Genomic DNA, 12055 nt, shown 5'->3' with positions numbered 1-12055 from the left:
GGGTGCAGGGCAGACCCCCGCAGTTATCGATGGGTAAATGAAAAAAGGCTTCTACACCATCATGTCAGCGCAGTTCTTCAGCTCGCTGGCTGATCAGGCATTGCTGGTCGGAGCCATCGAACTGTTGAAGAGCACCCAGGCACCCGCCTGGCAGATTCCGGCCCTGGGGCCGATGTTTGCGCTTTTCTATGTGCTCCTGGCGCCCTTTGTGGGCGCGTTCGCCGATGCCGTGCCCAAAGGCAAGGTCATGTTCTATTCGAACACGATCAAGGTGGCGGGCTGTCTGATGATGCTCCTGGGCATGCATCCGCTGCTGGCCTATTCGGTCGTGGGCCTGGGGGCTGCGGCCTATTCGCCCGCCAAGTACGGCATCCTCACCGAACTCCTGCCACCCTCGCAACTGGTCAAGGCCAATGGCTGGATCGAGGGCCTGACGATCGCCTCCATCATTCTGGGCATCCTGTTGGGCGGCCAGCTGGTCGGGCCGCAGCTCTCGCCCATGCTGCTGGGCGTCGACATCCCGTTCTTCGATTCCGGCATAGACACCGCGCCCGAAGCCGCCATCTGCAGCCTGATTCTGCTGTACCTGGTGGCGGCCGTCTTCAATCTCTACATCCCGCGCACCGAGACGCCGCTGCAGCCGCTGTCGAACAGCCCGCTGGAGCTGGTGCGCGACTTCGCTTCCTGCAACTCGCGCCTGTGGCAGGACAAGCTGGGCCAGATCTCGCTGGCCACGACCACGCTGTTCTGGGGTGTGTCGGGCAATCTGCGCATCATCCTGTTCCCCTGGGCCGCGGCAGCGCTGGGCTACAGCACCACGCAGGCCTCCAACCTCGGCGGCGTGGTGGCCATCGGCACCGCAGCCGGCGCCGTGGTGGCTTCGGTCTACATGCGGCTGGACAAGGCCACCTCGGTGATCCCCCTGGGCATCGCCATGGGCCTCCTGGTGATGGGCCTGAACGTGGCGACCAATATCTGGGTGGCCATTCCCTTCCTGATCTTCCTGGGCCTGGTGGGAGGCTACCTGGTCGTGCCGATGAATGCGCTCCTGCAGCACCGCGGCCACAACCTGATGGGTGCCGGCCGCTCGATTGCGGTGCAGAACTTCAACGAGCAGGCCTGCATCCTGGCGCTCGGCGCGCTCTACACCGGCATGACCAAGGGCGGCATGTCGGCCTTTGCCGCCATTGCGGTGTTCGGCCTGATCGTGGCCGGCACCATGTGGCTGATCCGCCGCTGGCACATCAGCAACTGCGCCAAGCATCCGCAGGAGCTGGCGCGGCTGATGGAGCTGGCCCGCTCGGACGGCGGCCACTGAAGCAAGGCTTTGCGCCCCAAGGAAAAAGACCGCCGGTGGGCGGTCTTCTCATTTGTCAGGCTGCCGATGCGGCGCCTCGCCGCCCCGGCGCCGGTGGCGGCTTGACCGGCTTGTTGAATACCGCGTCGATCGCATCCGACCAGGCGCGGCCGATCTTGAAGCTGCCGCTGTGGTTCAGATGGATCTCGTTGTGCCAATCGCCGCTGATGCCGGTGGAACCCGGTGCGGCCAGGGCGAGGGGTACGGCCGTGCTGTCGAACACATGCAGGCCGGGGAAGTTCTCCTTGTCGGCCGCCAGGCTCTTCAAGAGCTGGGCCAGGTGCATCACCATCAGGCGGCTGACGGCCAACCAGTCGGCCGCAGGCACGGCATAGGCCTTCAGCGTCGGGTAGAGCCAGGGGCCGCGGCCATCGGAGGCGGCGGCCGGGCGTGGCAGCGGCACGGCGTAGCAATGCAGGAAGATCGGCTTGCCGGCGCTGGGACCTTGCTCGCGCAAGGTCAGCAGATGGCGCAGATTGGTCTTCAGGTACTCGGCAAAGGTTGCCCAGCCGGGCTCGGAGAAGTAGCGGGCCACGCCAGCGGACGGCGGGCCCCATTCGGTCTGGCGGCGCAGCAGGCGCTTTTCCAGCGGCACGGCGCTGCCGTCCTCCAGATGCGCCGGCGTTTGTGCGGCGGCAATCACGTCATTGCCACCCACCGACAGCAGGATGCCGTCCCATACGGGCGCGTCGGCTGCGGTGAGCAGGCGAACGAACTCGGGCGCCGACTCCAGGTCGACCATGTGCGACAGCGCATCGCCGCTGCCAGCGCAGTTCACGGCCACGGCCGGCTGCTTGAACATCAGCTCCTGCAGCAGGCTGCCGTGGGCTTGCGCCGCGGCAACCGAGAACCAGGAATCGCCTTGCGCCAGGAGGCGCCAGCGTTGGCCTTCAAGAAGGGCCGGTTTGGAGCGCAAATCGTCGGGCGAGAAACAGGCCAGGTGATCCAAGAGCGGGCTCCATATCGCAAAACTATCGAGACTGGGCGGGGGATTGGGCGGCGCCCCGATTGGAAGGCTTAGCCCCTTGGGCGCGCCAGGGGTAAAACCCTGGCGCATGTTGTCTGGTCTGACCGCGCTTTGCCAGAGCCTGTTGAGGGGGACAACACCAAGTGTTGCAGCCACCCAACCCGGGCTAGCATCGCCGCTTCATTCACTGGAGCAGCGCATGGCTCAGAGCCTCTACGACTTTCAGGCCCTGTCGATCGAGGGCAAGCCGGCCGACCTGGCCAGCCAGCGTGGCAAGGTGCTCCTGATCGTCAACACGGCCAGCGCCTGCGGCTTCACGCCGCAGTTCAAGGGCCTGGAGCAGCTGTGGAAAGACTATGCGGCGCGCGGTCTGGTGGTGATCGGCTTCCCGAGCAACGAGTTCGGCGGCCAGGACCCGGGCAGCAACGGCGATATTGCCTCGTTCTGCGAGCTGAACTACGGCGTGTCGTTCCCGATGATGGCCAAGGTCAAGGTGAACGGCAAAGACGCGCACCCGCTGTGGCAATGGCTCAAGGGTGAGAAGCCGGGCATCCTGGGCACCGAGGCGATCAAGTGGAATTTCACCAAGTTCCTGGTCGGCCGCAACGGCCAGGTCATCAAGCGCTATGCGCCCAACGATGAGCCCGAGAAGATGCGAGCGGACATTGAGGCCGCTTTGGCGGCCTGACCTTTTACTTGATCAAGCGGATCGCGAACGGATAGCGGTAGTGCTCGCCGTTGCTGGCCTTGACGGCGGCGACGATGCACAGCACCAGGTTCACCAGGCCGACCACCCAGAACAGCAGGATGCCGATCAGGATCACGGTCAGCACGGCGCAGACGAAGTAGGCGATGAAGATCGTCAACTGGAAGTTCAGCGCTTCCTTGGCCTGGTCGGTGGCAAAGGCGCCGTCGGGCTCGCTCTTCTTGATCAGATAGATGATCAGAGGCGCCACCCAGCTGGTGAACAGGCCGCCGATATGGGCCAGGATGGCCATGGTGCGGTCGTCGCTGTTCGAGGTGGTGACGTCGTTCATGGGGTGGTGCTCCGGGGATGGCTTGTTGGGCGGCAGTGTCGGACCGGGGATGTGATCCGTCATTGGCGCAAACCCCCGTGCCGGGCATCGCTCCATGCCGGATTGGCTGCACGGCTTCACGGCCAACGCGCTTAGGCTGCGGGGCATGAAACCCAGCCCCTCGCTCGCTGCGCAGTTCCGCCACTTTGCAACGCATGAATGCCCGCACGACCCGCTCTACCAGGCGATTTGCAGCAGCGTGGCCGAGTCGCCGGCGCTGCTGGCCTTGATGGAGCATGCGCCGCCCACGCAGCAAAAGCCGGTGCTGCTGCTGGCGAGCTTGCACGAGCGGATCCTGAGCGGCGCCGACCATGCGCTGGCGGCCTACTACCCGAGCGTCGGCGGTACGCGGGCGCCAGATCCGGACCTGCTGCCGGCGCTGCTGGATTTCGTCGATCAGGAGCGGGCTGGCCTGCTCGAATCGCTGCGCCGTCGCAACACGCAGACGAACGAGATCGGCCGCTGCGCCGCGCTCTGGCCCGCGCTGCAGGCGATAGCCGCGCAATCGGGTAGGCAGGACCTGGCGCTGTTCGACTTCGGCTGCAGCGCCGGGCTGAACCTGGGCGTTGATCAGTACCGCTACGACTACGGCTCCTGCCAGCGAGGTGCTGCGGCCGAACCCGGCCGGCCGTTGATCCATTGCGAGTGGCGGGGCGATGCGCCGCTGCCGCGCGAGGCCGCGGGCTTTCGACTGGTCGAGCGCATGGGCATGGATCCGTCGGCCATCGCCCTGGGCGACGAAGACGCGGTGCGCTGGCTGCGCGCCTGCGTCTGGCCAAGCGAACGCGAGCGCGCCCTGCGCCTGGACCAGGCCATCGAGCTCGCTCGCGTCGCAGCTCATCGCGTGCAGCAGGCCGCCTCGGGCCTGGACCTCTTGCGGGAATGGCTTGATCAACTGCCGCCTGGCGTGCAGCCGGTGCTGTTCAACAGCTGGGTGCTCTACTACTTCAGCGCAGAAGATTTGCAGCGGCATGTCGAAGCCGTCGCCGCCCTGGTGCGCGGGCGTGGCCTCATCTGGCTCAATGCCGAACTGCCGGGCTCGCATGCACCGGGCCTGGCCAGGCCGGCCCCGCTGGCAGACGAAGCCAGCGCCACGCTATGGAGCCTGCAATGGGCCGAGGCCGGGGAGCTGCAGCACCGCGCCCTGGCCTGGTCGCATCCGCATGGTCGCTGGCTGCAGTGGCTCGCGCCCTGAATGGCTCCCTATACTGCGGCGGCCGTGCGCTGGTCGCACCGAATGACAAAGAGCCGAGGAGGAGCCGCCATGCTCATGACGAAGTCCCGCTGCATTCTTGCCGCCGCGCTGGTGGCCGCACCACTGGCCAGCCAGGCCGATACCCTGTCCGAGCTGCGCGCCCAGTTGGCCAAGCCGGCCCTCAGCCCCTTGAAGGCGACCATCGAGGTCAAGTCGCTCAGCCGCAATGGCGAAGGCAAGGACCTGGAGGAGTCGGTCGGCGAGGCTGCGGTGCAGGTCGAAGACGGTCCGCAAGGCCTGCGCGTGGCCTTTGCCCGCGAGCTCCTTCAGAAGGCCGAGGCCGAGGAGCAGGCCAAGGCCGCCGATCCCAAGTCCAAGACGCCGGCTTCGAGCGGCATGGGCAGGCTGTCGCCGGCTTCGCTGCGCGAGCTGCTCAACCCGGCCGCCCGCTTGAGCCGCCTGCTGGACCGCGCCAAGCTCAAGGGCGAGAAGGCCGACAGCTGGCAGGGCAAGCCGGCGACGCTGCTGAGCTTCGAGCTCGAGAAGCCAAAGATGAGCGGCCAGTTTGCAGATGCCGTCAAGAAATACGCCGCCACGCTGGAGCTGTGGGTCGGCCCGCAAGGCCTGCCGCTGGCGGCCAAGACCCGGGAGTCGGTATCAGGCCGTGCCTTCCTGGTCTTCAGTTTCGAGCAGCAAAGCGAAGACGAGCATCACTACGGCTTGCAGGCCGACCGCCTGGTGCTGCTCAAGAGCGAATCACGCAACCAGGGTTCGGGCACGGTCGGCAAGAACGAGGCCCGCACGACCCATGTGCTCAAGCTTCAGTCCTGAGCTGAAGCGGCTCAGGCGTAGATCTCGGCCTCGGGGTCGGTGACCTCGAGTTCGTAGCTGGCCGCCAGCATGGCCAGGCGGGCGATCACGCCGTACATATAGAAGCGGTTGGGCGCACTGACGCCCGGTTTCTCGCCGGGCTTGGGCAGTTGCGAGCTCTCGGCAAAAGCCAGGGGCACGAAGCTGGCACCGGGGGCGTTCAGGTTCTCGTCGACGCCGCGCTCGGCATGCACGCGGTAGAAGCCGCCCACGACGTAACGGTCCATCATGTAGACAACCGGCTCGGCCACGGCATCGTTCACGCGTTCATTGGTCGGCACGCCTTCCTGGATGATGACCTCGGAGACCTCCTGGCCGTCCTTGATCACGCTCATCTTGTTGCGGGCCTTGCGGTTCAGCGCTTCCAGGTCCTTGGCGTCGCGCACGGTCATGATGCCCATGCCGTAGGTGCCGGCATCGGCCTTGACGATGACGAAGGGCTTGTCCTGGATGCCGTATTCCTTGTACTTGCGGCGGATCTTGGTGAGCAGCGCGTCGGTCTGCGACTGCAGGGCCTCGATGCCGGTGCCGTCGGCGAAATTCAGCTCACCGGCGCCGGCAAACATCGGGTCGATCAGCCACGGGTCCATGCCCAGCAGCTTGGCGAACTTCTTGGCCACATTGCTGTAGGCGGCGAAATGCTTGGTCTTGCGGCGCACGGCCCAGCCGGCATGCAGCGGCGGCAGCAGGTATTGCTCGTGCAGGTTCTCCAGCACGCTGGGAATGCCGGCCGAGAGGTCGTTGTTCAGCAGCACGGTGCAAGGATCGAAGTCCTTGAGCATCACGCGGCCGCGGTTGCGGATCAGCGGCTCGACCGTCAGCGTCGTGCCGTCGGCCAGGTTGAGCGGCGTCGGCTCGGTGATGGTTTCGTCCAGCGTGCCCAGGCGCACGTTCAGGCCGGCCTGCGTGAAGATGCGGACCAGGGTGGCGACATTGCTCAGGTAGAAGGTGTTGCGCGTGTGCTTTTCAGGCACCAGCAGGAGGTTCTTGGCCTCGGGGCAGATCTTTTCGATGGCTGCCATTGCCGCCTGTACGGCCAGCGGCAGCATCTCGGGCGTCAGGTTGTTGAAGCCGCCGGGATAGAGATTGGTGTCCACCGGTGCCAGCTTGAAGCCGGCATTGCGCACGTCCACCGAGGTGTAGAAGGGCGGCGTGTGTTCCATCCATTCCAGGCGGAACCATCGTTCGATGGCCGGCATCGACTCCAGGATGCGCTGCTCCAGCTCGTTGATCGGACCATTCAGAGCGGTGATGAGGTGGGGAACCATGGCGTGCGGCTTCTTGGAGCTGGGTGTCGGCTCATTCTAGGGACTGGCGCAGATAGGGGCGCAAGTCAGGGAATCAAGGCCCGGGTCTGGCGGGGCGATCCGATTGCGCAATGAAAAGAGCCGCCCGAAGGCGGCTCTTGAGCGGTCTCAAGCCCTTTGGCGGGCTTGCGTGTAGATCATTTGTGATAGGCCGTCTCGCCGTGCGAGGTGATGTCCAGGCCTTCGCGTTCGTCTTCCTCGCTGACCCGCAGGCCCAGCACCAGGTCGACGATCTTGTAGGCGATCACGGAGACCACGCCGGACCAGACAATGGTCACGCCGACGGCCTTGGCTTGCGTCAGCACCTGGGCGCCGATGCTGTAGGCGTCCGGGGCGATCATGGCCACCGTGACCCAGTCGCCGACGGCGCTCGGGCCTCCCAGGGCGGGCGAGTTGAACACGCCGGTGAGCAGGGCGCCGACGATGCCGCCGACACCGTGCACGCCGAACACGTCCAGCGAGTCGTCGGCACCGATCACCTTCTTCAGGCCGGTGACACCCCACAGGCAGGCGAAGCCGGCGACGAAGCCGATGACCAGGCCACCACCGATGCCGACGTTGCCGGCTGCCGGCGTGATCGCCACCAGGCCAGCCACTGCACCCGAGGCTGCACCCAGCATCGAAGCCTTGCCCTTCATCAGCGCTTCACCGATGCACCAGGCCAGCACGGCGGCAGCCGTGGCAGCGAAGGTGTTGATGAAGGCCAGGGCAGCGAAGCCGTTGGCTTCCAGTGCCGAGCCGGCGTTGAAGCCGAACCAGCCCACCCACAGCAGCGAGGCACCGACCATGGTCAGCGTCAGGCTGTGAGGCGTGAACGCCTCCTTGCCGTAGCCGACGCGCTTGCCGATCATGAAGGCGCCCACCAGGCCAGCCACAGCGGCGTTGATGTGCACCACCGTGCCGCCGGCGAAGTCCAGCGCGCCCCATTGCCAGATCATGCCGGCCTTGGCGTTCATCTCATCGACCACGGCGGCGCTGGTGTAGGCGTCCGGGCCCGCCCAGAACCAGACCATGTGGGCAATCGGCAGGTAGCTGAAGGTGAACCACAGGGCCAGGAAGAGCAGGGCGGCCGAGAACTTGATGCGTTCGGCGAAGGCACCGACGATCAGGCAGGCCGTGATGCCGGCGAAGGTGGCCTGGAAGGCGGCGAACACCATCTCGTACATCGGCACACCCTTGCTGAAGGTGGCGCCAGTGGCGAAGGTGCCGGCGACGTTGTCCCAGAGGCCCTTCATGAACAGCCGGTCGGTGCCGCCGATGAACTGGTTGCCCTCGGTGAACGCGAAGCTGTAGCCGTAGAGCACCCACAGCACGACGATCAGCGAGAACGCGACCATCACCTGCATCAGCACCGACAGCATGTTCTTGCTGCGGACCAGGCCGCCATAGAACAGCGCCAGGCCCGGCACCGTCATCAGGATGACGAGCAGGGTCGAGAGCAGCATCCAGCCGGTGTCGCCCTTGTTGGGCACGGGTGCCGGTGCGGCGGCCGAAGCCGCTTCAGCGGGAGCCGAGGCGGCCGGTGCGGCTGCAGATGCCGCGTCAGCAGCAGCAACGACTGCCGAAGCAGCCACGGGAGCCGAAGCGGCCTGATCCTGGGCCCAGGCGGCGGGCGCGAAGACCGCAGCGGCCAGGGCCAGGGAGGCGAGAAGTTTCTTCATCGTTTGTTCTCCAACAGGCTTCTTGTTGTCAAAGAGCGTCCGTGCCGGTCTCGCCGGTACGGATGCGCACGACCTGGTCCAGCGGCGAGACAAAGATCTTGCCGTCGCCGATCTTGCCGGTGCGGGCCGAGGACTCGATGGCCTCGATCACCTGCTCCACCACGTCGTCGGCCACCGCCGCTTCGATCTTCACCTTGGGCAGGAAATCGACGACGTATTCGGCGCCGCGGTACAGCTCGGTATGGCCTTTCTGGCGGCCGAAGCCCTTGACCTCGGTGACGGTCAGGCCCTGCACGCCGATGGCGCTGAGGGCTTCGCGCACTTCGTCAAGCTTGAAGGGCTTGATGACGGCGGTGATCAGTTTCATGGTGGGTTACTCCGTGCGTGCGACGTGCGCTTGTTTCTTCAGAAGCTCTTCTTGAGCGACAGGACCAGGCCGGCCTTGCCCAGGTTCTTGGACGAGGGGCCGCCGACATAGGCGTCGGTATCGGTGCCGATGACGGCGCCCGAGACCACCAGGCCGCTGAAGTCCTTGGACAGGGCGAGGCTGTAGTCGGTGTAGCTGTACGTCTTGTTGTGACGCACTTCCTGGCGGCCCAGGTGCGGGGTGAGCATCAGGCCGTCGCCGAGGTCGAAGCTGGCGCTCAGGTCGAGGTAGAGGCTGCCCTTGCTGTCGGCGAAGCCGAACAGATTGCTGGTGCTGTACGACAGCTTGCCCGTGACCGGGCCGGCGGTCAGGGCACCGTAGAGCTCCAGCGTGTTGGCGCTGGGGTTCAGCTTGTTCTTGCTGTAGTAGTACTGCAGCACGCCGACGTCCAGCAGCAGGTCCTTGGAGACTTCGGTCTTGTAGCCGGCGTAGACGTCGACTTCGGCCGGGGCATCGCCGCCCGCGTCCTTGATCCACTTGATCGTGGAGCCCCAGGCGCCGATGTAGAAGCCGCTCGGCGAAGCGTAATCGGCGCCGCCCTGCAGGGCCGGCTTCAGGCGGGTCTGCGAAATGCCGCGGTAGCGGTAGTCGGTGGTGACACTGACATTGAAGGACAAGGGATCGACCGGTGCGGCTGCTTCCTGGGCAAAAGCGGGCAGTGCAGCGGAAAGGGCCAGGGCCAGGGTGGCAAGTTGTTGCTTCATTCGCAGGACTCCTTGATTGGGGGAATGGGTCAGGATGGCAAACAGGATTTCAAGCCAGCTCTTGCAGCTTCCGTGCCAGCACCGGTTTGGTCCGTTCCAGGGGCTGTGCCCCCGGGGAAGGCAGGGCTCACGTGCCGTATCGGGTGGTCGCGGTGCACCACAATGGCTCATTTGCGCCGCTTGCGCCAGTCTGGTGCGCGCCCCACAAGCGTGCGGATGGGGTCGGGACGGCAAGGGCTTGCGCCGGGTTAGCATCGGCCGCGATACGAACATCCGGAGGTCATTCTTGAGCCAGCGATCTCGTGCCACCTTGCGGGTGGCCACCGCCTTCTTCCTCTCCGGCTTTGCGGCGCTGGTCTACCAACTGGCCTGGCAACGCCTGCTCTTCGTGGTGATCGGGGTCGACATCGAGTCGGTGACCATCGTGGTCTCGACCTTCATGCTGGGCCTGGGTCTCGGTGCCCTGCTGGGAGGTGCGCTGGCTGATCGCTGGCCGGCCCGCATCCTCCTGGCCTTTTGCCTGTTCGAGGGCGCGATCGCGGCCTATGGCCTGGTCAGCGTGGACCTGCTGCAGGCTTGCGCAGCCCTGTTCGCCGGGCTGTCGAGGCCGGCGGCGGCGGCCCTGAGCTTTGCCCTGCTCCTCTTGCCCACCGTCTGCATGGGCGCGACGCTGCCAATGCTGGTCGCTCATGCCTGGCGGAGCTCGGGCAATGTGGGCGTGTCCACGGGCACGCTGTATTTCATCAACACCCTGGGCGCGGCCACTGGCGCGCTGGCCATTGGCTTCTTCCTGCTGTATTGGCTGGACCTGCGTCAGGCCGTCTGGCTGGCGGCCGCGCTCAATGCCGTAGCAAGCCTGATCGTTGCCAGCGCTCTGCGCGGGAGGGCCGCGGCATGAACGAGAACCAAACCGGGCTGCGCCGTCTGGCCCTGGCCTTGTCCTTCAGCGTCGGTCTGCTGTCGCTGAGCCAGGAAATCCTCTGGGTCCGGCTGCTCTCCTTCGGGCAGCAGGGGCGACCCCAGGCCTTCGCCATCGTGCTGGCGGCCTTTCTGCTGGGCATCTCCATTGGTGCCGTCGTCGGGCGGCGCATCTGTGCGAACAGTCCAGCCGTGCTGGCTTCGGCGGCACGGGCGCTGTGCTGGGCCGCGGCGCTGGACCTGGTCGCCCTGCAACTGATGGCGCCGTTGCTTGGCAATTCGCCAATTCGCCTGGCCGGCCTGGTGTTGATGATCGCGGTGACCGCAGGCGCCAAGGGCGTTCTGTTCCCCATCGTCCATCACCTCGGCTCCGCGACGGCCGAAGCTGACCTCGGTCGCTCGGTGTCGCGTGTCTATCTGGCCAATGTCATGGGCTCGGCACTTGGCCCCCTGATCACCGGCTTCTGGCTGCTGGATGTGCTGCGGGTCGAGAGCGTCTGGGCGCTGGTGTGTGGCGCGACGGCGCTGCTGGGCTTGTTGACGCTCGCTGCAACGCCGCAGCGGCGCGTCAGCTGGTTCGCCATGCCGGCGGCGTTGCTGGCGCTGGGCCTGGTCCTGGTCGTGCACCCCCTGGTCGTCATCGACAAGGTCGCCGAGCCCTGGCAGGGCGACGCACCCTTGGCGCACCTGATCCAGAACAAGCACGGCATCCTGCATGTCACCCACGGCGACGACAGCGACACCACCTATGGTGGCAACGCCTATGACGGCCGCATCAATGTCGACATGGCACAGAACTCGAACGGACTGGACCGTGCCTACCTGATGGCGCTGCTGCACAACAAGCCTCGCCGGGTGCTCGTGATCGGCCTGTCCACCGGGGCCTGGACCGAGGTCATCCTGGGCTTTCCAGGTGTCGAGCAGGTTGACGTGGTGGAGATCAACCCGGGCTACCGCGAAATGATCTCGCGCTATCCGGCGGTGGCGCCGCTCCTGAGCGACCCACGCGTGCGCCTGCACATCGACGATGGCCGGCGCTGGCTGCGAGCGCATCCGCAGGCGCAGTACGACCTGATTTTCCAGAACACCACCTTCCACTGGCGCGCGTACACGACGCTCCTGCTGTCGCACGAGTACCTGAGCGAGCTGGGCAGGCATCTGGCGCCCGGTGGCGTTGCGGCCATGAACACCACCAGCAGTCGCGATGCGTATGCCACGGCGCTGGCCGTATTTCCGCACGTCATCCGCTACGGCAACTTCGCCTACATGAGCGCCGCTGCGCTGCAACGCCGGCCCGATGCAGAGGCCGTCCTGCGTGCCTGCCGCACCGGCGGTAAGCCAAGCTTTGGCGAAGCCTTGTTCACCAAGCCTCACGTGGCCTGGAAGCTCTTGAATGAACCCCTGCAGCCGGCAGCGGAGTACCTTCAGGCCAACGCCGGTGCGGTGCCGCCGATGGTGATCACGGATCTGAACATGATCAGCGAATACCGCCATGGGCAGCCGCCGCTGTTCGGCCTGCTGGCACCCCTGCTGCCGCCAACGCCGTAGCACAATCGCCGGCATTTGCTAACTC

12 protein-coding genes are annotated in these 12055 nt (G+C 65.9%); 6 read left to right on the top strand and 6 right to left on the bottom strand.

Annotation, left to right across the window (positions count from 1 at the left end; all coding sequences use genetic code 11):
• Window positions 1–37 precede the first annotated feature (37 nt).
• Window positions 38–1318 (top strand): lysophospholipid transporter LplT, encoded by a 1281-nt coding sequence (lplT, locus tag V3596_RS10690; RefSeq protein WP_334277709.1) that lies wholly within the window; start codon window positions 38–40, stop codon window positions 1316–1318.
• Between the two features lie 55 nt (window positions 1319–1373).
• Here lplT and V3596_RS10685 read toward each other — a convergent pair whose 3' ends face one another.
• On the bottom strand, window positions 1374–2306 hold the full coding sequence (locus V3596_RS10685; protein WP_334277708.1) for a hypothetical protein: 933 nt from the start codon (window positions 2304–2306) through the stop codon (window positions 1374–1376).
• A 217-nt stretch (window positions 2307–2523) separates the two neighbouring features.
• Here V3596_RS10685 and V3596_RS10680 point away from each other — a divergent pair, with 217 nt between their 5' ends.
• Window positions 2524–3012 carry a glutathione peroxidase gene (locus V3596_RS10680; RefSeq protein ID WP_334277707.1) on the top strand — a complete coding sequence of 163 codons (489 nt, stop codon included), beginning with the start codon at window positions 2524–2526 and terminating at the stop codon, window positions 3010–3012.
• Window positions 3013–3016: 4 nt separating this feature from the next.
• Here the strand turns inward: V3596_RS10680 and V3596_RS10675 are convergent, their stop codons facing one another.
• Window positions 3017–3361 (bottom strand): DUF4870 domain-containing protein, encoded by a 345-nt coding sequence (locus tag V3596_RS10675; RefSeq protein ID WP_334277706.1) that lies wholly within the window; start codon window positions 3359–3361, stop codon window positions 3017–3019.
• Window positions 3362–3506: 145 nt separating this feature from the next.
• Between V3596_RS10675 and V3596_RS10670 the strand changes: the two genes are divergently transcribed.
• Window positions 3507–4595, top strand: coding sequence for a DUF2332 domain-containing protein (locus tag V3596_RS10670; RefSeq protein ID WP_334277705.1), 1089 nt, complete (start codon window positions 3507–3509; stop codon window positions 4593–4595).
• A 69-nt stretch (window positions 4596–4664) separates the two neighbouring features.
• Window positions 4665–5426, top strand: a complete 762-nt coding sequence (locus V3596_RS10665) for a hypothetical protein (protein ID WP_334277704.1) — start codon at window positions 4665–4667, stop codon at window positions 5424–5426.
• Between the two features lie 11 nt (window positions 5427–5437).
• On the opposite strand, the gene gshA is transcribed toward V3596_RS10665, so the two are convergent.
• The 4 genes from gshA to V3596_RS10645 form a co-directional block, all read right to left on the bottom strand.
• The gene (gshA, locus tag V3596_RS10660; RefSeq protein ID WP_334277703.1) at window positions 5438–6733 is read right to left on the bottom strand and encodes a glutamate--cysteine ligase; all 1296 of its coding nucleotides are present in this window, start codon (window positions 6731–6733) and stop codon (window positions 5438–5440) included.
• Between the two features lie 176 nt (window positions 6734–6909).
• Entirely contained in the window at window positions 6910–8433 is a 1524-nt protein-coding gene (gene amt, locus V3596_RS10655; RefSeq protein ID WP_334277702.1) for an ammonium transporter, read from the bottom strand.
• A gap of 28 nt (window positions 8434–8461) precedes the next feature.
• Window positions 8462–8800 (bottom strand): P-II family nitrogen regulator, encoded by a 339-nt coding sequence (gene glnK, locus V3596_RS10650; protein WP_282827551.1) that lies wholly within the window; start codon window positions 8798–8800, stop codon window positions 8462–8464.
• 38 nt (window positions 8801–8838) lie between these two features.
• Window positions 8839–9564, bottom strand: a complete 726-nt coding sequence (locus V3596_RS10645) for a TorF family putative porin (RefSeq protein WP_334277701.1) — start codon at window positions 9562–9564, stop codon at window positions 8839–8841.
• A 286-nt stretch (window positions 9565–9850) separates the two neighbouring features.
• On the opposite strand from V3596_RS10645, the gene V3596_RS10640 reads away from it, so the two are divergent.
• Together V3596_RS10640 and V3596_RS10635 are read left to right on the top strand one after the other, a co-directional pair.
• Entirely contained in the window at window positions 9851–10462 is a 612-nt protein-coding gene (locus V3596_RS10640) for a fused MFS/spermidine synthase (RefSeq protein WP_334277700.1), read from the top strand.
• On the top strand, window positions 10459–12030 hold the full coding sequence (locus V3596_RS10635) for a spermine/spermidine synthase domain-containing protein (RefSeq protein WP_334277699.1): 1572 nt from the start codon (window positions 10459–10461) through the stop codon (window positions 12028–12030). Before V3596_RS10640 ends, V3596_RS10635 begins: the two co-directional genes overlap by 4 nt.
• Window positions 12031–12055: the final 25 nt, after the last annotated feature.

The organism is Roseateles microcysteis, assembly GCF_036880965.1.
Classification (GTDB): Bacteria; Pseudomonadota; Gammaproteobacteria; order Burkholderiales; family Burkholderiaceae_C; genus JAUASW01.
The sequence above is the reverse complement of the archived record's forward strand: the minus strand, read 5'-3'. Positions and strand labels throughout refer to the sequence as shown.

Bases quoted from the DNA above. Each gene is read 5' to 3' on its own strand.
- V3596_RS10645 (WP_334277701.1), bottom strand. From the start codon at position 9,564: ATGAAGCAACAACTTGCCACCCTGGCCCTGGCCCTTTCCGCTGCACTG.
- V3596_RS10670 (WP_334277705.1), top strand. From the start codon at position 3,507: ATGAAACCCAGCCCCTCGCTCGCTGCGCAGTTCCGCCACTTTGCAACG.
- V3596_RS10680 (WP_334277707.1), top strand. From the start codon at position 2,524: ATGGCTCAGAGCCTCTACGACTTTCAGGCCCTGTCGATCGAGGGCAAG.
- glnK (WP_282827551.1), bottom strand. From the start codon at position 8,800: ATGAAACTGATCACCGCCGTCATCAAGCCCTTCAAGCTTGACGAAGTG.
- V3596_RS10635 (WP_334277699.1), top strand. From the start codon at position 10,459: ATGAACGAGAACCAAACCGGGCTGCGCCGTCTGGCCCTGGCCTTGTCC.
- amt (WP_334277702.1), bottom strand. From the start codon at position 8,433: ATGAAGAAACTTCTCGCCTCCCTGGCCCTGGCCGCTGCGGTCTTCGCG.
- V3596_RS10675 (WP_334277706.1), bottom strand. From the start codon at position 3,361: ATGAACGACGTCACCACCTCGAACAGCGACGACCGCACCATGGCCATC.
- gshA (WP_334277703.1), bottom strand. From the start codon at position 6,733: ATGGTTCCCCACCTCATCACCGCTCTGAATGGTCCGATCAACGAGCTG.
- lplT (WP_334277709.1), top strand. From the start codon at position 38: ATGAAAAAAGGCTTCTACACCATCATGTCAGCGCAGTTCTTCAGCTCG.
- V3596_RS10665 (WP_334277704.1), top strand. From the start codon at position 4,665: ATGCTCATGACGAAGTCCCGCTGCATTCTTGCCGCCGCGCTGGTGGCC.